This is a genomic window from Nocardioides sp. YIM 152588 (genome assembly GCF_040191335.1).
Lineage (GTDB): Bacteria > Actinomycetota > Actinomycetes > Propionibacteriales > Nocardioidaceae > Nocardioides.
In genome coordinates, this window is the sequence record NZ_JBEGDJ010000007.1 from 1 (window position 1) to 22,489 (window position 22,489).

Consider the following 22,489-nt stretch of genomic DNA (forward strand, 5'->3'; position numbering starts at 1 on the left):
GCTGACCCGGCAGCACGGCCGGGTCCGGGCGGTCGCCCGCGGCGTACGGAAGACGACCTCGCGCTGGGGCTCGCGCCTGGAGCCCTTCACCCACGTCGACCTCCAGCTCGCTCGGCCCCGCGCTCGGCGGCACCCGGTTCTACCCCTACGGCCCCGACCCGACACGGCCGACCTCGGCGACGACGCCGGACCGCCCGCGCGGCGGCTCGCCGAGACCGCCGGCTGGCCGCTGCTGGCCGAGCCGACCAGCGGCGCCCGCACCGGCAGCCACGCCCTGCGCTGCGGCCGGCTCCTGGTCAACGCCGAGGTCGGCCGCCGGATCGAGCGGGTGGTGGTCTTCGGGCGGCCCACGCTGTCCCGCCCGGTCACCACCCTGCTGTCGCGCCCCGGCGTCGAGGTGCTGGTGGTCCGCGCCGCAGGGTTCTGGCCGCCCGCGCCCGACGGCGCGCGGACCGTCACGGCGCCCGCGTGGGAGGGCGAGCCCGACGACCCGGCCTGGCTGGCGGCCTGGCGCGAGGCGGACGCCGACCTCGGCCGCCGCGTCGACGCCGAGCTCGCGGGGGCGACAGCGCTGACGCCGTACGACGTCGCGCGGGCGACGTTCGCGGCCCTGCCCGCGGGCGGGCTGCTGGTGGTCGGCGCCTCCAGCCCGATCCGGGACCTGGACCTGATGGCGCGCCCGGCGACGGTCGGGGAGCGCCGGCGGGTGATCGCCAACCGCGGGCTGGCCGGGATCGACGGCGCCCTGTCGACGGCGATCGGCGCGGCCCTGGGCCGCCCGCACTCGTCCCGGGCGCTGGCGCTGGTCGGCGACCTCACGTTCCTGCACGACCAGAACGGGTTGGTGCTCGGCCCCGACGAGCCGCGCCCGGACCTGACCATCGTGGTGCCCAACGACGACGGCGGCGCGATCTTCTCGATGCTGGAGCAGGGTGCGCCGACGCACGCCCCGGCGTTCGAGCGGCTCTTCGGCACCCCGCACGGCGTCGACCTGGCCTCGGTCTGCGCCGCGGTCCGGGTGCCGCACCTGCGGGTCACCTCGCGCCCGGAGCTGGAGCAGGCGCTGGCGATGCCGAACGGCGGCATCGAGGTGGTCGAGGCGGTGGTCTCCCGCGCCGACCGGCGCGACCTCGACGCCCGGCTCCGCGCCCTCGCCCCCGACTGACCCCGTCAGCCGAGTTGGGGGTTGACGACCGCCGAGTTGGGGGAAACCGACACGCGGTGTCGCGATCCCCCAACTCGAGGGTCGCGATCCCCCAACTCGAGGGTCGCGATCCCCCAACTCGAGGGTCGGTTTCCCCCAACTCGAGGGTCGGTTTCCCCCAACTCGGCGATCGGGTGCCCGGCAGGATGGGCGCATGGAGATCGCCCTGCTGCTGGTGGCCATCGCGGTCACCGTCCTCGCCGTCACGGCGGTCTCGGGGCGCTACGGGGTCCCGGCGCCGCTGACGCTGATCGTGGCCGGGGTCGTGGCGTCGTACGTGCCGGGCTTCCCGGAGGTGCGGCTGGAGCCCGAGATCGTGCTGCTCGGGCTGCTGCCGCCGCTGCTCTACTCCGCCGCGCTGACCACCTCGCTGGTCGACTTCAACGCCAACCGCCGGCCGATCCTGCTGCTCTCGGTGGGCCTCATCGTCTTCACCACCGCCGGCGTGGCCGTGGTGGTGCACGCGGTGGTGCCGGACATGGGCTGGCCGCTGGCGTTCGCGATCGGTGCCGTGGTGGCGCCGCCGGACGCGGTGGCGGCGACCGCGATCGGCCGCCGGATCGGCCTGCCCCGCCGGGTGGTGACGATCCTGGAGGGGGAGTCGCTGCTCAACGACGCGACCGCCCTGGTCGCGCTGCGCACCGCCGTCGCGGCGCTCGGCACGACGGTGACCGCGCTCGAGGTCGGGGTCGACTTCGTCGTCGCGGCCGGCGGGGGCGTGGCGGTCGGGGCGCTGACCTACCTGCTGGTCGCCGCGGTCCGGAGGCGGGTGAGCGACCCGCTGCTGGACACGGCGATCTCGCTGGTGGTGCCGTTCGCGGCGTACCTGGTCGCCGAGGAGATCCACGCCTCGGGCGTCGTCGCCGTCGTGATCGCCGGGCTGCTGCTGGGCCACCAGGCGCCGGTGCTGCAGACCGCGCGCTCCCGGCTGGCCGAGCGCACCAACTGGCGCACCATCGCCTACGTCCTGGAGAACACCGTCTTCCTGCTGATCGGCCTGCAGGCCGACTGGATGGTGGAGGAGGTCCGGGAGAGCGAGCTGAGCGGCGCGATGGTAGCCGGAGCGAGCCTGGCCACGCTGGCCGCGGTGGTCGTGCTGCGGCTGGTCTGGGTCTTCTCCTCCCGCATGCTGCTCAAGCGCAACCTCGGTGACCCGAGCGGTACGCCGGCGACGTGGCGCCACACCTTCCTGATCGGCTGGGCCGGGATGCGCGGTGTGGTCACGCTGGCCGCCGCCTTCGTCGTGCCCGAGGACACCCCCTACCGCGAGCTGGTGCTGGTGATCGCCTTCACCGTCGTCGCCGGGACGCTCTTCGGCCAGGGCTCGACGCTGCCGTGGATCGCCCGGAGGCTGAACGTCCCCGGACCGGACCCGATGGACGACGCCCTGGCCCGGGCGACGCTGCTCCAGCAGGCCGCGAAGGCCGGCAAGATCCGGCTGAAGGAGCTCACCGGGGACCTGGGCGAGTCCGAGGACGACCCGTACGGGGTGCGCGCCACGCTCGTGAACCGCGTCGAGCAGCGCAACTTCGCCGCGTGGGAGCGGCTGGGCACCACCGCGGGGGAGGAGAGCCCGAGCGCGTCGTACAACCGGCTGCGCTCGGAGATGATCGACGCCGAGCGGCGCCGGGTGCTGGAGATCCGCTCCACCGGCAGCGTGCCCTCGGAGGTGGTGAGCGAGGTGCTGGCGCTGCTGGACGTGGAGGAGTCGATGCTCGACCTGGCTGAGGACGACCGGGCCGGGATCAGGACGGACGCGGCGGACCGGCAGGTCGGCGAGCAGTGCGCGCACCTGGAGCAGGCCGTCCTGCGCCCGCTCCCCGACGGGAGCGATGCGCCGGTCTGCGCCGCCTGCGTCGCGATCGGCTCGCGCTGGGTGGCGCTGCGGATGTGCCTGGAGTGCGGGGAGGTCGGCTGCTGCGACTCCTCTCCGCACCGGCACGCGACGGCCCACTTCCGCGACGCCGGCCACCCGGTGATGCGGTCGGTGGAGCCGGGGGAGGACTGGCGGTGGTGCTTCGTGCACCACCTGACCGGCTGAAGGGCCCGGGAACTCCGGCCGAACGACCGGGTGATCCTCCCGGCCGACGGCGCTAGGTTGGCTGCATGCGGTTGACGAAGCTCGGCCACTCCTGCGTCCGGATCTCCGACGGCGACACCACGGTGGTGCTCGATCCGGGGATGTTCACCGACCCGGGGGCGGTCGACGGCGCCGACGCGGTGCTGATCACGCACGTCCATCCCGACCACTACTCGCTGGAGCACCTGCGGGCCACCGACGCGCCGATCCACACCATCGGGGCGGTGGCCGCGGCGATCCGCGAGGAGGCGCCGGACGTCCACGAGCGGGTGCACGTGGTCTCGCCCGGCCAGCACTTCGCGATCGCCGGCATCGGCGTCCACACGATCGGCGAGCTGCACGCGGTGATCCACCCGGACCTGCCGCGCTTCCACAACAGCGGCTACCTGCTCGACGTCGACGGCACCCGGGTCTTCCACCCCGGCGACGCGCTGACCGGTCCCGGCGCCCCGATCGACGTGCTGCTCACCCCGGTCTGCGCGCCGTGGATGAAGGTCAGCGAGGGCATCGACTTCGCGCGCTCGGTGCGGGCCCCGCGCAACGTGGCGATCCACGACCGGATCTACTCCGCGGCCGGGCTCGCGGTCGCCGACGGCCACTTCGGCCGGTTCCTGGGCCAGGACGAGCTGGACTACGTGCGGCTGGCCGACGGCGCCGAGCTGGAGTGACCCCGTCGCCGGCGGCCCACCGGGGACCCGGCATCATGGCCGAATGCCTCTCGCTCGCTCCTCCACAGTCGGCGTCACCGCCGGCGTCGTCGTCCTTGCCGGTCTCGTGGGCTTCGGGGTCGGCCTCCCGAAGGTGATCGACTCGCCCGGGACGGCGACGGAGATGCCGGCGCTGCCGGACGAGGTCGCGGGCCTCCAGGCCGTCGCCACGGTCGACGTCGCCGAGACCGACCTTGACGAGGACGTGCGCGAGCGGTACGCCGAGCTGCTCGCCGCCGCGGCCGACAGCGACGTCGCGGCCGCGGAGAACCTCGCGGCGCAGTACGGCGACGCCGAGGTCCGGATGTACCTCGAGGTGGACGCCCTCTCGGGTGTCAGCGCGGGCGGCTCGATCTCGCAGCTGACGGTCACCGTCGTCCCCGGTGAGCAGGGCCTGCTGATGCCGGGCGGCCCCTACGAGGCCGACACGTACACGCTGGAGGAGGTCGACGGGAACCGCTGCTCGGTGATCACCCAGAACGGCTACTCCGCGACCGGCGAGGCCTCGCTCAGCCACCAGGTCGAGTGCCGCACCTCCGCGGACGGCCTCACCTACGACGTCTACAGCGTCGGGATGTCGCCCGAGGAGGCCTCGGCGGCGCTCGACGAGGTCGTGGACGCGTCGGCCTGACGCCCGCGTCGGGCCCGGAGGTTTCGAGGCTCGCTTCGCTCGCACCTCAACCACCGGGGCCGCTCAGCCGCCTCGGGCGGCCGGCGACTACCCTGCGCGAGTGGCCCGCGCAGCGCTCGACAAGCAGCCGTCCGACGTCCGTCGCATGTTCGACACCGTCGCCCGGCGCTATGACCTGACCAACGACATCCTGTCCTTCGGTCAGGACCGGCGCTGGCGCCGGGAGGTCCTGGAGGCCGTCGACCCGTCGTACGGCGACCGGGTGCTGGACCTCGCGGCCGGCACCGGCACCTCGAGCCAGCCGTTCGTCGACGCCGGCGCCGAGGTGGTGCCGTGCGACTTCTCGGTCGGCATGCTCCAGGTCGGCAAGCAGCGGCTGCCGCACCTGCCGTTCACGGCCGGCGACGGGACGCGCCTGCCGTTCCGGGACGGCACCTTCGACGCGGTCACCATCTCCTTCGGGCTGCGCAACATCGTGGACCCGGTGGCCGGCCTGGCCGAGATGCGCCGGGTGACCCGGCCGGGCGGCCGGCTGGTGGTCTGCGAGTTCAGCCACCCGACGTGGTCGCCGTGGCGCACGGTCTACCTGGAGTACCTGATGAAGGCGCTGCCGCCGATCGCGACCGCGGTCTCCTCGGCGCCGGACGCCTACGTCTACCTCGCCGAGTCGATCCGTGCCTGGCCGGACCAGCAGGGCCTGGCCGAGCTGATCCGGGAGGCCGGCTGGACGGCGCCGCAGTGGCGCAACCTGTCGGGCGGCATCGTCGCCCTGCACCGCGCGACGGCCTGACCCCGACCCGACGCCCGCGGCGCCCCGGTCCCACGAGGACCGGGGCGTCGCGCATTTTCGCTACGCCGGGATGACCTAATCAGCAGGTCAGGACACGAATGAGATCCCCGTCGCAGTCCTGGTGCACACGCGCCCCAGGAGTGGCAGGATGTGGGCTACGCCACTAGTGATTCGGTTCACAAGGTCACGAATGCGCTGACCCGCGGAGGCGTGCCACAGCCCGATCGGGGCGCCCGGCCACGGACGCCCCGACCGTACGGAAGGGAATGGTGATGGAGCTCTACGCCCCGGTCCTCGTCCTGGCTGCCCTGGCTGCGCTGTTCGCGGTCGGGTCGGTCGCGATGAGCACGCTGGTCGGCCCGGGCCGCTACAACCGGGCCAAGTACGACTCCTACGAGTGCGGCATCGAGCCGACCCCGCAGGCGCTGTCGGGCCGGTTCCCGGTGAAGTACTACATCACCGCGATGCTCTTCATCGTCTTCGACATCGAGATCATCTTCCTCTACCCGTGGGCCGTCTACTTCGACGCCATGTCCTGGTTCGGGCTCGCCGAGATGGTCGTCTTCATCGGCACTGTGTTCGTCGCGTACGCCTATGTATGGCGTCGCGGCGGCCTCGACTGGGACTGAACGGGAGAACTGAGATGGGTATCGAGGAGAAGCTCCCCAGCGGAGTCCTGCTGTCCACCGTCGAGGGGCTGGCGGGCTACATGCGCAAGGCCAGCTTCTGGCCCGCGACGTTCGGCCTGGCCTGCTGCGCGATCGAGATGATGACCAGCGGCGGCCCCAAGTACGACCTGGGCCGGTTCGGCATGGAGGTCTTCCGGGCCAGCCCGCGCCAGGCCGACCTGATGATCGTCGCCGGCCGGGTCAGCCAGAAGATGGCGCCGGTGCTCCGCCAGATCTACGACCAGATGGCCGAGCCCAAGTGGGTGCTCGCGATGGGCGTCTGCGCCAGCAGCGGCGGCATGTTCAACAACTACGCGATCGTGCAGGGCGTCGACCACGTGGTGCCGGTCGACATGTACCTGCCCGGCTGCCCGCCCCGCCCGGAGATGCTGATCGACGCGATCCTCAAGCTCCACGACAAGGTCCAGCACACGCCGTTCGGCGCCAACCGCGAGGCGCAGATCCGCGAGCTGGAGGCCGAGGGCCTGGTCGCCCTGCCCACCAGCGACATGAAGGGGCTGCTGCGGTGACCGACGAGACCCCGGAGCAGAAGACCGAGCTGGAGACGACGGAGGAGCTCGCCGCCGGCCACGAGGAGCGCGCGGTCGGCGAGCGGCACGGCATGTTCGGCGTACGGGGCACCGGTGACACGAGCGGGTACGGCGGCCTGGTCCGCCCGGTGATCCTCCCCGGCAGCGCCGAGCGCCCGTACGGAGGCTGGTTCGACACGGTCGCCGACGCGCTGGACCCGCTGATCGAGCGGGTGGTCATCCACCGCGGCGAGATCACCTTCCACGTGCACCGCGACAACCTGCTGCAGGCGGCGCGGCTGCTCCGCGACGACCCGGCGCTGCGCTTCGAGCTGTTCAGCGGCGTCAGCGGGGTGCACTACCCCGACGACGAGGGGCGCGAGCTGCACGCGGTCTACCACCTGACCTCGATGACCTACAACCGGGCGATCCGGGTCGAGGTCTCCGCGCCGGACGCCGACCCGACCGTGCCGTCGGTGGTCGGCGTCTACCCGGCGGCCGACTGGCACGAGCGCGAGACCTACGACATGTTCGGCCTGCTCTTCGCCGGCCACCCCTCGCTGACCCGGATCCTGATGCCCGACGACTGGCCGGGCCACCCGCAGCGCAAGGACTACCCGCTCGGCGGCATCCCCGTCGAGTACAAGGGCGGCACGGTGCCGCCGCCCGACCAGAGGAGGTCGTACACCTGATGACCACCAACACCGAGAGCAGCACCGGCGAGGACTTCTACGCCGGCGCCAGCGAGACCACCGAGGGTCGCGTCTTCACCGTCTCCGGCCAGGACTGGGACGAGGTCGCGGCCGGCCTCGGCGAGGGCGAGGCCAGCGAGCGCGTCGTCGTGAACATGGGTCCGCAGCACCCGTCCACCCACGGCGTGCTGCGCCTGATCCTCGAGCTCGAGGGCGAGACGGTGACCGAGGCCCGCTGCGGCATCGGCTACCTGCACACCGGCATCGAGAAGAACATGGAGTTCCGCTCCTGGACGCAGGGCGTCACGTTCTGCACCCGGATGGACTATCTCAGCCCGTTCTACAACGAGATGACCTACGTCCTCGGCGTGGAGCGGCTCCTCGACATCGAGGACGAGATCCCCGAGAAGGCCTCGGTGATGCGGGTCCTGCTGATGGAGCTCAACCGGATCTCCTCGCACCTGGTCGCGGTCGCCACCGGCGGCATGGAGATCGGCGCGCTGACGGTGATGACGATGGGGTTCCGCGAGCGCGAGCTGGTGCTGGACCTGTTCGAGCTGATCACCGGCCTGCGGATGAACCACGCCTTCATCCGCCCCGGCGGCGTCGCCCAGGACCTGCCGCCCGGCGCCCTGGACGAGATCCGCGGCTTCATCGCCCTGATGAAGAAGCGGCTGCCCGAGTACGCCGCGCTGTGCAACGCCAACCCGATCTTCAAGGCCCGGCTGGAGGGCGTCGGCCACCTCGACCTCGAGGGGTGCCTCGCGCTCGGCCTCACCGGGCCCGTGCTGCGCAGCACCGGCTACCCCTGGGACCTGCGCAAGACCCAGCCCTACTGCGGCTACGAGACCTACGACTTCGACGTGCAGACCTGGGACACCGCCGACGCCTACGGCCGGTTCCGGCTGCGGCTGAACGAGATGTGGGAGTCCCTGCGGATCGTCGAGCAGGCCGCCGACCGGCTCGGCAAGCTCGAGAACGAGCCGGTGATGGTCGCCGACAAGAAGATCGCCTGGCCCAGCCAGCTCGCGATCGGCAGCGACGGGATGGGCAACAGCCTCGACCACATCCGGCACATCATGGGTGAGTCGATGGAGGGCCTGATCCACCACTTCAAGCTGGTCACCGAGGGCTTCCGGGTGCCGGCCGGCCAGGCCTACGTGCCGATCGAGTCGCCGCGCGGCGAGCTCGGCGCCCACGTCGTCTCCGACGGCGGCACCCGTCCGTTCCGGGCCCACTTCCGGGACCCGTCGTTCCACAACCTGCAGGCCATGGGCGTGATGAGCGAGGGCGGGATGATCGCCGACGTCATCGTCGCCATCGCCAGCATCGACCCGGTGATGGGAGGCGTCGACCGATGACCACCGAGCCCACCACGGACTCCGGTACCGCCGCGACCACGCGGCAGCTCAGCGCGACCACGCTGGCCGAGCTCCGCGAGATCGCGGGCCGCTACCCCGAGAAGCGCTCCGGGCTGCTGCCGATGCTCCACCTGGTCCAGGCCGCGCAGGGCAAGATCACCCCCGAGGGGATCGAGGCCTGCGCGGAGATCCTGGAGATCAGCCCCGCCGAGGTCAACGGCGTGGCGACCTTCTACACGATGTACAAGCGCCACGAGGTCGGCGACTACCACGTCGGGGTCTGCACCAACACGCTCTGTGCCGTGATGGGCGGCGACGCGATCCTCAACCGGCTCAAGGACCACCTCGGCGTCGGCAACGACGAGGTCGCGCCGCAGCGCCAGGGGGACCAGCGCAGCGTCAGCCTCGAGCACGTCGAGTGCAACGCGGCCTGCGACTACGCCCCGGTGGTGATGGTCAACTGGGAGTTCATGGACAACCAGACGCCGGAGTCGGCGGTCCAGATGGTGGAGGCGCTGCGCGCCGGCCACCCGGTCCGCTCCACCCGGGGTCCGCGGATCTGCACCTGGCGCGAGGCCGAGCGGGTGCTCGCCGGCTTCCCCGACGGGCGGGTCGACGAGGGTCCGGCCGCCGGCCACGCCAGCCTCGTCGGGCTGCACATCGCCCGGCAGAACGACTGGACCGCGCCCGAGCCGGAGGCGCCCGCCGCGATCGGCCAGGACGTCGCCGACGACAAGGAGGGCGCGGTCGCCGACGCGGACACCGCGCGCGCCGAGTCGGAGACGGTGGAGGAGTCGGCCGACACCCCCGATGCCACGGAGCCGAAGGAGTCCCCCGGTGACTGATCCGTTGACGCCCGTCCTCACCGAGATGTGGGACGTCGAGAACGGCTGGAAGCTCGAGGCCTACGCCGCCCGCGGCGGCTACGACTCCTTGGACGTCGCCTTCGGGATGGACCCCGACGCCGTCATCGCCGCGGTCAAGGACTCCGGCCTGCGCGGCCGCGGCGGCGCGGGCTTCCCGACCGGGATGAAGTGGTCCTTCATCCCGCAGGACAACCCCAAGCCGAAGTACCTGGTGGTCAACGCGGACGAGTCCGAGCCGGGCACCTGCAAGGACATCCCGCTGATGATGGGCAACCCGCACGTGCTGGTGGAGGGCGTCATCGTCTCCTCCTACGCGATCCGGGCGAAGAAGGCCTTCATCTACATCCGCGGCGAGGTGCTCCAGCCGATCCGCAGGGTCCAGGCCGCCGTCGAGGAGGCGTACGCCGCGGGCCACCTCGGCACCGACATCCACGGCTCGGGCTACGACCTGGACATCGTGGTGCACGCCGGCGCCGGCGCCTACATCTGCGGCGAGGAGACCGCGCTGCTGGAGGGCCTGGAGGGGCGCCGCGGCCAGCCGCGGCTGCGGCCGCCGTTCCCCGCCGTGGCCGGCCTGTACGCCAGCCCGACGGTGATCAACAACGTCGAGTCCATCGCCTCGGTGCCCGGCATCGTCCGCCACGGCGCCGACTGGTTCGCGTCGATGGGCACCGAGAAGTCCAAGGGGCACGGGATCTTCTCCCTCTCCGGGCACGTCACCAAGCCCGGCCAGTACGAGGCCCCGCTCGGGATCACCCTGCGCGAGCTGCTCGACCTCGCCGGCGGCGTACGGGCCGGGCACGAGCTGAAGTTCTGGACCCCCGGCGGGTCCTCGACGCCGCTGCTGACCGCCGAGCACCTCGACGTGCCGCTGGACTTCGAGGGCGTCGCCGGCGCCGGCTCGATGCTCGGCACGCGCGCGCTGCAGATCTTCGACGAGACCGTCTGCGTGGTCCGCGCCGTGCTCCGCTGGACGGAGTTCTACAAGCACGAGTCGTGCGGCAAGTGCACCCCGTGCCGCGAGGGCACCTGGTGGCTGGTGCAGGCGCTGACCCGGCTGGAGAACGGCCAGGGCAGCGAGGAGGACCTCGACCAGCTGCTCGACCAGTGCGAGAACATCCTGGGGCGCTCGTTCTGCGCGCTCGGCGACGGCGCCACCAGCCCGATCTCCAGCTCGATCCAGTTCTTCCGCGAGGAGTACCTCGCCCACCTGGCCGAGGGCGGCTGTCCGTTCGACCCGGCCAGGTCGACCGTGTTCGCGAGCCAGGAGGTGCGCGCATGAGCACGCCGGAGAAGTCCGACCTGGTCACCGTCACCATCGACGGGGTCCAGGTCGACGTGCCGGCCGGCACGCTGGTGATCCGCGCCGCCGAGCGGGCCGGGATCCAGGTCCCGCGGTTCTGCGACCACCCGCTGCTCGCGCCCGTCGGCGCCTGCCGCCAGTGCCTGGTCGACGTGCCCGATGCCGGCAACGGCCGCGGGTTCCCCAAGCCGCAGGCCTCCTGCACCCTGCCCGTCGCGGAGGGGATGGTGGTCAGCACGCAGGTCACCAGCCCCGTCGCCGACAAGGCGCAGAAGGGCGTGATGGAGCTGCTGCTCATCAACCACCCGCTGGACTGCCCCGTCTGCGACAAGGGCGGGGAGTGCCCGCTGCAGAACCAGGCGATGTCCAACGGCCAGGGCGAGTCGCGGTTCTCCGACGCCCGCAACCACGGCACCAAGCGGACCTTCCCCAAGCCGATCAACCTCTCGCCCACGGTGCTGCTGGACCGCGAGCGCTGCATCGTCTGCCAGCGCTGCACCCGGTTCGCCGCGGAGATCGCCGGCGACCCGTTCATCGCGCTCGTCGAGCGCGGCGCCCAGCAGCAGATCGGCATCGCCGAGGACGCCCCGTTCCTCTCCTACTTCTCCGGCAACGTCATCCAGATCTGCCCGGTCGGCGCGCTCACCTCGGAGCAGTACCGGTTCCGCTCCCGGCCCTTCGACCTCGTCTCCAGCCCCGGCATCGCCGAGCACGACGCCTGCGGCTCCGCGATCCGGGTCGACCACCGGCGCGGCAAGGTGATGCGCCGCCTCGCCGGCGACGACCCCGAGGTCAACGAGGAGTGGATCACCGACAAGGACCGGTTCGGCTTCGCCTACGCGAACGAGGCCGACCGGCTCACCTACCCGCAGGTCCGCGACGAGGACGGGACGCTCCGCCCGGCGTCGTGGCCTGAGGCGTTCGCCGTCGCCGCCCGCGGCCTCGCGGCCGCCCGCGAGGAGGGCGGGGTCGGGGTGCTCACCGGCGGCCGGCTCACCGCCGAGGACGCCTACGCCTACAGCAAGTTCGCCCGCGTCGCGCTCGGCACCAACGACATCGACTTCCGGGCCCGGCCGCACTCCGCTGAGGAGGCGGGCTTCCTGGCCCAGCACGTCGTGCTCACCGCGCCCGCCGGCGGCTCGGTCACCTACGCCGACCTCGAGACGGCGAGCAAGGTGGTCCTGGTCGGGCTCGAGCCCGAGGACGAGGCCGGCGCGATCTTCCTGCGGTTGCGGAAGTCCGTGCTGGCCGGAGGCACCGAGGTGGTGGCGGTCGCCCCGTTCACCACCCGCGGCCTGGCCAAGCTCTCCGCGCGCCTGGTGCCGACCGCGCCGGGCGACGAGGAGGCCGCGCTGCGCGGGCTGGCCGGGGAGCTGGACGCGGACACGGTGCTGCTCGTGGGCGAGCGGCTGGCCGTCGTACCGGGTGCGCTGAACGCGGCCGGCGAGGTCGCCGGGGAGACCGGCGCCCGGCTGGCCTGGGTGCCGCGGCGCGCCGGCGACCGCGGCGCGGTCGAGGCCGGCTGCCTGCCGATCCTGCTGCCCGGCGGACGCCCGGTCATGGTCGACGAGGCCCGGGCGGACCTGGCGGCCGCCTGGGGTGTCGACCACCTGCCGGCGGAGCCCGGGCGGAGCGGCGACGCGATCGTCGCGGCGCTGGTCACCGGCGAGCTCGGCGGCCTCGTCATCGCCGGGGTGGACCCGGACGACACGGCCGAGCCCGCGGCGACCCGCGACGCCATCGCGGCCGCCGGCTTCGTGGTCGCCTTCGACCTGCGCGACTCCGAGGTCACCGACCAGGCCGACGTCGTCTTCCCCGTCGCGCCGGTCACCGACAAGGCCGGCACGTTCGTCAACTGGGAGGGACGCGCCCGGCCGTTCGAGGCCGCGCTGCACAACCCGGCCTCGCTGCCCGAGCTGCGGGCGCTGTCCGGGATCGCCGAGGAGATGGGCGCGCCGCTCGGCTTCCGCACCGTCGAGGAGGCACGGGCCGAGATGGCCGCGGTCGGGCCCTGGGACGGGCACGGCGCCACGTCGTTCCTCGGCGTCGACTCGCCGACCCCGGACACGGGGGAGGGCGTGCTGCTGTCCACCTGGAAGCAGTCGGTCGACAACGGCTCGATGCTCGACGGCGACAAGTACCTGCGCGCCACCGCCCGACCGGTCGTGGCGCTCCTGCCACCGGCGCTGTACGACGCGCACGGCCCCACCGTCACCCTCACCGGTGACCGCGGGTCGGTGACGCTGCCGGCCGAGCCCGCCGCCGACCTGGTCGACGGCGTGGTGTGGGTCCCGGCCGACTCGTTCGGGGCCGGCGTGCTCGCCGACCTCGCCTCGCCCGGCAGTCGGATCACGATCGAGGGAGGCGGCCGATGAGCCCGCTGGACGCATTCGGGAACGACCCGTGGTGGATCGTCGCGATCAAGGCGGTCCTGGTCTTCGTCGTGCTGGTGCTGCTCACGCTGTTCAACATCTGGTTCGAGCGCCGGGTCGTGGCCCGGATGCAGCACCGGATCGGCCCGAACATCAACGGCCCCTTCGGCCTGCTGCAGTCGCTCGCCGACGGCGTGAAGCTGGCGTTCAAGGAGGACCTGATCCCCAAGGCCGCCGACAAGGTGGTCTTCCTGCTGGCCCCGATCATCGCGGTGATCCCGGCCTTCGTGACCTTCAGCGTCATCCCGTTCGGCCCCGAGGTGAGCATGTTCGGCGAGACCACGCCGCTGCAGCTGACCGACATGCCGGTGGCCGTGCTCTTCGTGATGGCGATCGCCTCGATCGGCATCTACGGGATCGTCCTCGGCGGCTGGTCCAGCGGCTCGACGTACTCCCTGCTGGGCGGGCTGCGCTCCAGCGCCCAGATGATCTCCTACGAGGTCGCGATGGGCCTCGCGCTGGTCGCCGTGTTCATGTACGCCGGCTCGATGTCGACGAGCGAGATCGTCGCCGCGCAGGACGACTTCTGGTTCGGCCTGATCCTGGCGCCGTCGTTCATCATCTACATGATCGCGATGGTCGGTGAGACCAACCGGGCGCCGTTCGACCTCCCCGAGGCCGAGGGCGAGCTGGTCGGCGGCTTCCACACCGAGTACTCCAGCCTGAAGTTCGCGCTCTTCTTCCTGGCCGAGTACATCAACATGGCGACCGTCTCGGCGCTGGCGACCACGCTCTTCCTGGGCGGCTGGCACGCCCCGTTCTGGATCGACGAGGTCTGGGCGGGTGCCAACGAGGGCTACTGGCCGGTGCTGTGGTTCTTCGGCAAGGTCCTCTTCTTCATCTTCATCTTCATCTGGCTGCGCGGGACGCTGCCGCGGCTGCGCTACGACCAGTTCATGCACTTCGGCTGGAAGCGGCTCATCCCGATCTCGCTGGTCTGGATCATCGCGGTGGCCACGCTCCGCGCGGCCCGCAACGACCTGGCGTTCGACCGGCAGACGGCGATGATCGTGGCCGGCGTGCTGATCGTCGTCTTCCTGGCGCTCTACTTCGTGCCGGAGCGCCGCGGCGAGGCGGCGGCGCGGGCGCCCGAGCCGCCGCGGCCCGGGGCGTTCCCGACGCCGCCGATCCCCGCCGGTGGCCCGGTCCGCGGCGCCGCCGCCGAGCTGGTCTTCCCGTCCGACCCCGATGTGACCGTCTCCGAGGTGCGTCATGGCTGACCCGAAGAAGCCCGAGCAGAAGGGCCCCACCCTCAAGGAGCAGTTCTGGGACCCGGTCGCCGGGTTCGGCGTCACCTTCCGGACCATGTTCCGCAAGGTCGTCACGGAGCAGTACCCGAAGGAGAAGCTGCCCACCGCGCCGCGGTTCCACGGCCGGCACCAGCTCAACCGCTGGCCCGACGGGCTGGAGAAGTGCGTGGGCTGCGAGCTGTGCGCGTGGGCCTGCCCCGCGGACGCGATCTACGTCGAGGGCGCGTCCAACAGCGACCAGCCCGACGCCGACGGCAACTCCCAGCGGTTCTCGCCGGGCGAGCGGTACGGCCGCGTCTACCAGATCAACTACCTGCGCTGCATCCTCTGCGGCCTGTGCATCGAGGCGTGCCCGACGCGCGCGCTGACGATGACCAACGAGTACGAGCTGGCCGACACCAGCCGGGCCAGCCTGATCTACGAGAAGTCGGACCTGCTGGCGCCGCTGCTGCCCGGCATGGAGCAGCCGCCGCACCCGATGCGGCTCGGCGACGACGAGGGTGAGTACTACCGCGGCGAGTTCACCGCCACCGGCGAGATCCCCCGCGTCTCGGGAGGGGATGAGTGATGGTCGCGTTCTGGGTCCTGGCACCGATCATGGTGCTGGCCGCCCTCGGCATCCTGTTCGTGCGCAAGGCGGTGCACGCCGCGCTGCTGCTGGCGGTGGTGATGATCAGCCTCGCCTCGCTCTACGCGGTGCTCGAGGCGCCGTTCCTCTTCGCGGTGCAGATCATCGTCTACACCGGCGCGATCCTGATGCTCTTCCTGTTCGTGCTGATGCTGGTCGGCGTCGACGCCTCGGACTCCGTGGTGGAGACCATCCGCGGCCAGCGGGTGCTCGCCTGGGCCGTCGGCGGCGTCTTCGCGGTGGTCATGCTGATCGGCCTTACCCAGCTCTCCTTCGGCACCGCGGTCGGCCTCGACGAGGCCAACGCCGAGGGCAACGTGCAGGGCCTGGCCAACATCCTGTTCTCCCGCTACGTGTTCGCCTTCGAGATCACCAGCGCGCTGCTGATCACCGCCGCCGTCGGCGCGATGGTGCTCGCCCACCGGGAACGGCTCACGCCCAAGGTCACCCAGGCCGACCTCGCCGCCCAGCGGGTCCGGGACTACGCCGACAAGGGCGCCCACCTCGGCCCGCTGCCCTCGCCGGGCGTCTACGCCCGGCACAACGCGGTCGACACCCCGGCGCTGCTGCCGGACGGCAGCCCGTCGCCGCTCTCGGTCTCCCGGGTGCTCGCCGCCCGCGGCACGATGCAGGGCTCGATGGCCGACGACGTGGAGGAGATGGCCGAGCAGCTCGGCGTCGACCCGACGACGATGCCGGAGGAGTCCGGCAGGTCCGGGGTCACGGCCTCGAGCGAGGAGGACCAGGCATGAGCGAGTACGTCGTCCTCTCGGCGATCCTCTTCACCATCGGCGCGATCGGGGTGCTGACCCGCCGCAACGCGATCGTGGTCTTCATGTGCGTGGAGCTGATGCTCAACGCCTGCAACCTCGCGTTCGTCGCCTTCGCCCACCAGCACGGCAACCTCGACGGCCAGATCGCCGCCTTCTTCGTGATGGTGGTCGCCGCCGCCGAGGTGGTGGTCGGCCTCGCCATCATCATGACCATCTTCCGGACCCGTCGCTCGGCCTCGGTCGATGACGCCAGCCTGCTGAAGTTCTGAGGGGACGCCGATGTCTGCACTCGTCTCACTGGCCGCTGCCGCCGAGAGCCACGCCCCGGTGGTGGCCCCGGTGGAGGCCGACGGCGCGTTCACGCTGCTGTGGCTGATCATCGCGCTGCCGGCCGCCGGCGCCGCGATCCTGCTGCTCGGCGGCAAGCTCACCGACGCCTGGGGCCACCTGCTCGGCACCGCGACGGCGTTCGGCTCCTTCATCCTGAGCGTGGTCGTCTTCGTCCAGCTGCTCGGGCGCGCCGACGACGACCGCCAGATCGCCCAGCACCTGTGGACCTGGTTCTCCGTCGGCGGCCTCGACGTCGAGATGGACCTGCTCTACGACCCGCTCTCGGCGCTCTTCCTGCTGCTGATCACCGGCGTCGGGTCGCTGATCTTCCTGTACTCCAACGGCTACATGGCGCACGACCCGCGCCGGCGCCGCTTCTTCGCGTACCTCAACCTGTTCATGGCCGCGATGCTGATGCTGGTGCTGGCCGAGAACTATGTGGGGCTCTTCCTCGGCTGGGAGGGCGTCGGCCTGGCGTCGTACCTGCTGATCGGCTTCTGGCAGCACAAGCCCACGGCGGCGGCCGCGGCCAAGAAGGCGTTCGTGATCAACCGGGTCGGTGACATGGGGCTGAGCCTCGCCATCTTCCTGATGTTCGTCACCTTCGGCACGGTCAGCTTCACCGGGGTCAGCGAGCTCGCGCCCGGGGCCACCGAGACCACGTTGAACTGGATCGGCGTGCTGCTGCTCGTCGGCGCCTGCGGCAAGTCCGCCCAGGTGCCGCTGCAGGCCTGGCTGCTGGACGCGATGGAGGGCCCGACGCCGGTCTCGGCGCTGATCCACGCGGCGACGATGGTGACCGCCGGCGTCTACCTGGTGGTCCGCTCCAACTTCATCTTCGACCTGGCCCCGACCGCGCGGACCGCGGTGGTCGTGGTCGGCACGGTCACGCTGCTGTTCGGTGCGGTGATCGGATGCGCGAAGGACGACATCAAGAAGGTGCTGGCCGGCTCCACGATGAGCCAGATCGGCTACATGATGCTCGCGGCCGGACTCGGCCCGGCCGGCTACGCCTTCGCGATCTTCCACCTGCTCGCGCACGGCGCCTTCAAGGCGAACATGTTCCTCGGCGCCGGCTCGGTGATGCACGCGATGGACGACGACGTCGACATGCGCCACTACGGGGCGCTGAGCAAGGCGCTCCCGGTCACCTTCCTCACCTTCGCGATGGGCTACCTGGCCATCATCGGGTTCCCCGGCTTCTCCGGGTTCTGGTCCAAGGACAAGATCATCGAGGTCGCGCTCACCGAGAACTGGGTCGTCGGCCTCTGCGCGCTGCTCGGCGCCGGCATCACCGGCTTCTACATGACCCGGCTGATGCTGATGACCTTCTTCACCGAGAAGCGGTGGGCCGACGGCGTCCACCCGCACGAGAGCCCCGCGGTGATGACCATCCCGCTGATCGTGCTCGCCGCCCTCTCGGTGGTCTCCGGCGTCCTGCTGCTCAACGACTGGATCGTCGACGTGCTGACCCCCGTCATCGGCCACACGCCACACGTCGAGCCGCCGATCCCGGCGATCGGGATCAGCGCGCTCGCGGTGGTCGTCGTCGCGATCGGCGTCTTCGCCGCCTGGTGGTTCGTCGGCCGCGACGAGGTGCCGCGCGAGGCGCCGGAGGACGTGTCCTTCGTGACCAGGGCCGGACGGGCCGACCTGTACGGCGACGCGATCAACGACACCCTGGTGGTCGCCCCCGGCATGGTCGCGGTGCGCTCCGCGGTCGCGGCCGACAAGTCGCTGGTCGACGGCGCCTTCGGCGGCGGCGGCACCACGGTGACCGGCGTCGGGATCGGCCTACGCCGGTTGCAGACCGGCTACGTGCGGTCCTACGCCCTGTCCGTCCTCGCCGGGGCGCTGCTCCTGGTCCTGACCCTGGTGGCGGTGAACCTGTGATCTACCCCATTCAAATGCTCACTTCGTTCCGCTTTGATCGGGGACCCCGATGAACGACTTCCCGGTCCTCTCCCTCCTGATCTGGCTGCCGCTGGTCGGCGCTGTCGCGGTCGCGTTCGCGCCGCGCACCGTCGCCAAGACCCTCGGCCTCGGGGTCGCGCTGGCGACGCTCGCCGTGGCGGTCGCCGTCGCCATCGCCTACGAGACCGACGGCGGGCGGCAGCTCACCGAGACCCACGACTGGATCAGCGCCTTCGGCGTGCACTACGCGCTCGGGGTCGACGGCCTCGGCCTGCTCATGGTGCTGCTGACCGTCCTGCTGGTGCCGATCGTGATCGTCGCCGAGTGGCACACCAGCGACGACCCCGACGGCGCCGGGCCGAAGGCCTACCTGGCGTGGGTCCTGGCCCTGGAGGGCCTCGCGCTGGCCGTCTTCTGCGCGATGGACGTCTTCCTCTTCTACGTCGTCTTCGAGGCCACCCTGATCCCGGCCTACTTCCTGGTCGGCGGCTTCGGCCGGGCCGGCCGCGGCGGGGCGGCGCTGAAGTTCCTCATCTTCCAGCTCGCCGGCGGCCTGGTGCTGCTGGCGTCGGTGGTGGGGCTCTACGTCGTCTCCGCGCAGGCCGGCACGCCGTCGTACCTGCTCGGCGACCTGGAGGGCCTCGACATCTCCACCGACGTCGGGCGCTGGCTCTTCGTCGGCTTCTTCGCCGCGTTCGCCGTGAAGGCGCCGCTCTTCCCGGTGCACACCTGGCTGGCCGACACCACGGAGAAGGCGACGCCGGGCACCTCGGTGCTGCTGGTCTGCGTGCTCGACAAGATCGGCACCTTCGGCATGCTCCGGTTCTGCCTGGGGATCTTCCCCGAGGCCTCCGAGTGGGCGACCCCGCTCGTGGTCACGCTCGCGCTGATCTCGATCGTCTACGGCGCGCTGCTGGCGATCGGGCAGGACGACGTGCTGCGCCTGATCGGCCTCACCTCGTTGAGCCACTTCGGCCTGATCACGCTCGGCATCTTCGCCTTCTCCACCCAGGGCGGCTCGGGCGCGATCCTCTACATGGTCAACCACGGCCTCGGCACCGCGCTGCTCTTCCTCGCCGCCGGCTACGCGATCAAGCGCAGCGGCACCACGCTGATCAGCGAGATGGGCGGCCTGGAGAAGGTCACGCCGGTGCTCGCCGGGATCTTCCTGGTGGCCGGCCTGGCGACGCTCGGCCTGCCGGGCCTGAGCCCGTTCGTCTCGGAGTTCCTGGTCCTGCTGTCGGCGTTCCAGTACCACTGGTTCGTCGGCGCGATCGCCGTCACCGCGGTCGTGCTGGCGGCGATCTACGTCCTCTGGCTCTACCAGCGCTCGTTCACCGGGCCGACGCCGGAGAAGTTCGCCGGGACGCCCGACCTGGGCGTGCGGGAGGTCGGGGCGGTGGCGCCGCTGGTGTTGGCGCTGGTGCTCTTCGGCTTCTTCCCCGGCCCGTTGCTGGAGGTCAGCAACCCGATGGTGGAGGACCTGTTCGCCCAGATCGGGGTGAGCGACGACCCACCGACCGTCGTCGAGGTCGAACCCGCCGGTGACCACGCGGAGGAGGCGCACTGATGGAGTTCACGAAGCCTGACCTGGAGTACGTCGAGCTGCTGCCGCTGCTCATCGTCTTCGGCACCGCCTGCCTGGGCGTGCTGCTCGAGGCGTTCCTGCCGCGCGGCGCGCGCCGGGTCCCGCAGCTGGTCCTGACCATCGCCGGCCTCGTCGCCGCGCTGGTCGCCACCGTGATCATCGGGATGGACCTGGAGGAGCACACCGGGGCCGCCGGGCAGACCGCGCGCGGCCTGGTCGGCGCCGAGGGCAGCGTCATCATCGACGGCCCGACCGTCTACCTGTGGGGCCTGCTGCTGGTCTTCGCGATCGGCGGCGCGGCGCTCTTCTCCGAGCGCCGGCTCGAGGGCGGCGTCTCCGGCTTCGCCGGGCAGGCCTCCGCGCTGCCGGGCACCGAGGCCGAGCGCGAGGCCTCCACGATGGGCCTCGAGCACACCGAGGTCTACCCGCTGATGCTGTTCGCCACCGGCGGCATGCTGCTGTTCCCCGCGTCGGGCGACCTGCTCACCATGTTCGTCGCGCTCGAGGTGCTGTCGCTGCCGCTCTACCTGCTCTGCGGGCTGGCCCGCCGCCGTCGCCTGCTCAGCCAGGAGGCCGCGCTCAAGTACTTCCTCCTCGGCGCCTTCTCCTCCGGGTTCTTCCTCTACGGCGCCGCGTTGGTCTACGGCTACTCCGGGTCGATGGACTTCGCCGGGATCAACGAGGCCATCCGCGGCGGCGCCGACAACCAGGGCCTGCTGCTGGCCGGCATCGCGCTGCTCGCGGTCGGACTCTTCTTCAAGGTCGGCGCCGTGCCGTTCCAGTCCTGGACCCCCGACGTCTACCAGGGCGCCCCGACCGCGGTCACCGCGTTCATGGCCGCCGGCACCAAGATCGCCGCGTTCGGCGCGATGGCGCGCCTGCTCTACGTCGCCTTCGACGGCGAGCGGTGGACGTGGCAGCCGATGCTGTGGGTGGTCGCCATCCTCAGCATGATCGTCGGCGCCGTGCTGGCGATCCCGCAGACCGACGTGAAGCGGATGCTGGCGTACTCCTCGGTGGCCCACAGCGGCTTCATCCTGACCGGCGTCCTCGGCGCGCAGAGCGCCGGCCTGCTGGCGGAGGGCCAGTACACGTCGCTGGACGGGGTGCTGTTCTACCTGACGGCGTACGGCTTCTCGATGGTGGGCGCGTTCGCGATCGTCACCCTGGTCCGCGACCCGGGCGGCGAGGCCACCGGCTTCTCGCACTGGGCGGGCCTGGGCAAGCGCTCGCCGCTGGTGGCCGGGGCGTTCGCCTTCTTCCTGCTCTCGATGGCTGGCATCCCGCTGACCGCGGGCTTCATCGGCAAGTGGGCGGTCTTCACGTCGGCCATGTCGGCCGGCGCGTGGCCGGTCGTGCTGGTGGCGATCGGGTCCAGCATCATCGCGGTCTTCTTCTACGTCCGGTACGTCCGGCTGATGTTCTTCAGCGACGCCCACCCGGACGAGGAGGGCGCGGTCGCGATCCCCTCGGCGTTCACCACGGTGACCGTCACGGTGTGCCTGGCGGCGACCCTCCTGCTCGGCATCGTGCCGGGGCCGGTGCTCGACCTCGTGGTGGGTACGGGAGACTTCATCAGGTGACCCCTCCTGTTCAGGACCGACCGGCGCCCGAGGCCACGGCCGAGCTGGCGCTCCCCATCGACGACACCGGCCTGGCCGAGCGCCTCCGCGAGCGCCTGGTCGCCGTGGAGTCCGCGCTGTTCGACCACGCGACCAGCCGGGCCCCGTTCGTCACCGAGGCCGCGCGCCACCTGCTGGCCGCCGGCGGCAAGCGGTTCCGGCCGCTGCTGGTGCTGCTGGCCGCCGAGGCCGGGCCGCGCCCCGCGGCGCCGGAGGTGCTCACCGCCGCGTGCGTCGTCGAGATCACCCACGTCGGCTCGCTCTACCACGACGACGTGATGGACGAGGCCGACCTGCGTCGCGGCGCCGACTCGGCCAACTCCCGTTGGGACAACCTGGTCGCGATCCTCACCGGCGACTTCCTCTTCGCGAAGTCCTCCGAGCTCACCGCCCAGCTCGGTCCGGACGCCGTGCGGATCCAGGCCGAGACCTTCACCCGCCTGGTCGAGGGCCAGATCCTGGAGACCGTCGAGCCCGGTCCGGACGAGGACCCGCTGGCGCACTACCTCGAGGTCGTCGCCGGCAAGACCGGTTCGCTGATCGCCACCTCGGCCCACTACGGCGCCCTGTTCTCCGGGGCGTCGCCGGAGGTCGTCGAGGCGCTCACGGAGTACGGCGAGCTGGTCGGCACCGCCTTCCAGCTCTCCGACGACATCCTCGACATCGCCTCCGAGACCGAGGAGTCGGGCAAGACGCCGGGCACCGACCTGCGCGAGGGCGTGCCCACCCTGCCGGTGCTGATGGCGCGCGCCTCGACCGACCCGGGCGACGCCCGCCTCGTGGAGCTGCTCGACCCGAAGCGCACCGACCTGGCCGCCGACGCCGATGCCCACGCCGAGGCGCTGGAGCTGCTCCGCAAGCACCCCGCGATGGACGAGGCGCGCGCCTACGTCGTCGCGCGGGCCCAGGAGGCCAAGAAGCTGCTCGCCGCGCTGCCCGAGGGGTCGGTGCGCTCGGCGCTGGAGGCGTTCGCCGACGTCGTGGCGGTGCGCTCGGCCTGAGCCGTGGCGGCGGCGTGGGGCCGGTTGGGGCTGGCTGAGGCCGGCGTATGGCGGTGTGTGGGGCACACGAGCGGGCTGTGGGCTCGGGTGGGTTGCGTCGTGTGCCTGAGACCCCGCTA

Annotated in this window: 20 protein-coding genes and 1 pseudogene; all 21 read left to right on the forward strand. The window is 71.8% G+C overall.

Features of this window, described 5'->3' with window-relative positions; all coding sequences use genetic code 11:
- Positions 1-121: pseudogene (gene recO, locus ABLM29_RS05530) on the forward strand (DNA repair protein RecO); the annotation flags it as partial.
- A 210-nt stretch (positions 122-331) separates the two neighbouring features.
- On the forward strand, positions 332-1,165 hold the full coding sequence (locus ABLM29_RS05535) for a thiamine pyrophosphate-dependent enzyme (protein ID WP_349713088.1): 834 nt from the start codon (positions 332-334) through the stop codon (positions 1,163-1,165).
- Positions 1,166-1,358: 193 nt separating this feature from the next.
- The gene (locus tag ABLM29_RS05540) at positions 1,359-3,245 is read left to right on the forward strand and encodes a Na+/H+ antiporter (RefSeq protein ID WP_349712957.1); all 1,887 of its coding nucleotides are present in this window, start codon (positions 1,359-1,361) and stop codon (positions 3,243-3,245) included.
- A gap of 65 nt (positions 3,246-3,310) precedes the next feature.
- Complete coding sequence (locus ABLM29_RS05545) at positions 3,311-3,952, forward strand: MBL fold metallo-hydrolase (RefSeq protein WP_349712958.1); 642 nt, start codon at positions 3,311-3,313, stop codon at positions 3,950-3,952.
- Between the two features lie 43 nt (positions 3,953-3,995).
- Positions 3,996-4,622, forward strand: coding sequence for a hypothetical protein (locus tag ABLM29_RS05550; RefSeq protein ID WP_349712959.1), 627 nt, complete (start codon positions 3,996-3,998; stop codon positions 4,620-4,622).
- 100 nt (positions 4,623-4,722) lie between these two features.
- Positions 4,723-5,412, forward strand: coding sequence for a demethylmenaquinone methyltransferase (locus tag ABLM29_RS05555; protein ID WP_349712960.1), 690 nt, complete (start codon positions 4,723-4,725; stop codon positions 5,410-5,412).
- A gap of 272 nt (positions 5,413-5,684) precedes the next feature.
- Positions 5,685-6,041, forward strand: coding sequence for an NADH-quinone oxidoreductase subunit A (locus tag ABLM29_RS05560; RefSeq protein WP_349712961.1), 357 nt, complete (start codon positions 5,685-5,687; stop codon positions 6,039-6,041).
- 14 nt (positions 6,042-6,055) lie between these two features.
- On the forward strand, positions 6,056-6,610 hold the full coding sequence (locus ABLM29_RS05565) for a NuoB/complex I 20 kDa subunit family protein (protein ID WP_349712962.1): 555 nt from the start codon (positions 6,056-6,058) through the stop codon (positions 6,608-6,610).
- Positions 6,607-7,302, forward strand: coding sequence for an NADH-quinone oxidoreductase subunit C (locus ABLM29_RS05570; protein ID WP_349712963.1), 696 nt, complete (start codon positions 6,607-6,609; stop codon positions 7,300-7,302). Before ABLM29_RS05565 ends, ABLM29_RS05570 begins: the two co-directional genes overlap by 4 nt.
- The gene (locus tag ABLM29_RS05575) at positions 7,302-8,663 is read left to right on the forward strand and encodes an NADH-quinone oxidoreductase subunit D (protein WP_349712964.1); all 1,362 of its coding nucleotides are present in this window, start codon (positions 7,302-7,304) and stop codon (positions 8,661-8,663) included. Before ABLM29_RS05570 ends, ABLM29_RS05575 begins: the two co-directional genes overlap by 1 nt.
- Positions 8,660-9,508 (forward strand): NADH-quinone oxidoreductase subunit NuoE, encoded by an 849-nt coding sequence (nuoE, locus tag ABLM29_RS05580; RefSeq protein WP_349712966.1) that lies wholly within the window; start codon positions 8,660-8,662, stop codon positions 9,506-9,508. The genes ABLM29_RS05575 and nuoE overlap by 4 nt, the downstream gene beginning before the upstream one ends.
- Positions 9,501-10,811, forward strand: a complete 1,311-nt coding sequence (gene nuoF, locus ABLM29_RS05585; RefSeq protein ID WP_349712967.1) for an NADH-quinone oxidoreductase subunit NuoF — start codon at positions 9,501-9,503, stop codon at positions 10,809-10,811. The genes nuoE and nuoF overlap by 8 nt, the downstream gene beginning before the upstream one ends.
- A complete protein-coding gene (locus ABLM29_RS05590) occupies positions 10,808-13,207 on the forward strand; it encodes an NADH-quinone oxidoreductase subunit G (protein WP_349712968.1) in 2,400 nt (799 codons plus the stop codon). The genes nuoF and ABLM29_RS05590 overlap by 4 nt, the downstream gene beginning before the upstream one ends.
- The gene (gene nuoH, locus ABLM29_RS05595; RefSeq protein ID WP_349712969.1) at positions 13,204-14,484 is read left to right on the forward strand and encodes an NADH-quinone oxidoreductase subunit NuoH; all 1,281 of its coding nucleotides are present in this window, start codon (positions 13,204-13,206) and stop codon (positions 14,482-14,484) included. Before ABLM29_RS05590 ends, nuoH begins: the two co-directional genes overlap by 4 nt.
- Entirely contained in the window at positions 14,477-15,082 is a 606-nt protein-coding gene (gene nuoI / locus ABLM29_RS05600) for an NADH-quinone oxidoreductase subunit NuoI (protein WP_349712971.1), read from the forward strand. Before nuoH ends, nuoI begins: the two co-directional genes overlap by 8 nt.
- The gene (locus ABLM29_RS05605; protein ID WP_349712972.1) at positions 15,082-15,894 is read left to right on the forward strand and encodes an NADH-quinone oxidoreductase subunit J; all 813 of its coding nucleotides are present in this window, start codon (positions 15,082-15,084) and stop codon (positions 15,892-15,894) included. Before nuoI ends, ABLM29_RS05605 begins: the two co-directional genes overlap by 1 nt.
- On the forward strand, positions 15,891-16,184 hold the full coding sequence (gene nuoK / locus ABLM29_RS05610) for an NADH-quinone oxidoreductase subunit NuoK (protein ID WP_349712973.1): 294 nt from the start codon (positions 15,891-15,893) through the stop codon (positions 16,182-16,184). Before ABLM29_RS05605 ends, nuoK begins: the two co-directional genes overlap by 4 nt.
- 10 nt (positions 16,185-16,194) lie before the next feature.
- Entirely contained in the window at positions 16,195-18,138 is a 1,944-nt protein-coding gene (gene nuoL / locus ABLM29_RS05615) for an NADH-quinone oxidoreductase subunit L (RefSeq protein WP_349712975.1), read from the forward strand.
- 49 nt (positions 18,139-18,187) lie between these two features.
- The gene (locus ABLM29_RS05620) at positions 18,188-19,729 is read left to right on the forward strand and encodes an NADH-quinone oxidoreductase subunit M (protein ID WP_349712976.1); all 1,542 of its coding nucleotides are present in this window, start codon (positions 18,188-18,190) and stop codon (positions 19,727-19,729) included.
- Positions 19,729-21,330 carry an NADH-quinone oxidoreductase subunit NuoN gene (gene nuoN, locus ABLM29_RS05625; protein WP_349712977.1) on the forward strand — a complete coding sequence of 534 codons (1,602 nt, stop codon included), beginning with the start codon at positions 19,729-19,731 and terminating at the stop codon, positions 21,328-21,330. Before ABLM29_RS05620 ends, nuoN begins: the two co-directional genes overlap by 1 nt.
- Entirely contained in the window at positions 21,327-22,370 is a 1,044-nt protein-coding gene (locus ABLM29_RS05630) for a polyprenyl synthetase family protein (protein WP_349712978.1), read from the forward strand. The genes nuoN and ABLM29_RS05630 overlap by 4 nt, the downstream gene beginning before the upstream one ends.
- Positions 22,371-22,489: the final 119 nt, after the last annotated feature.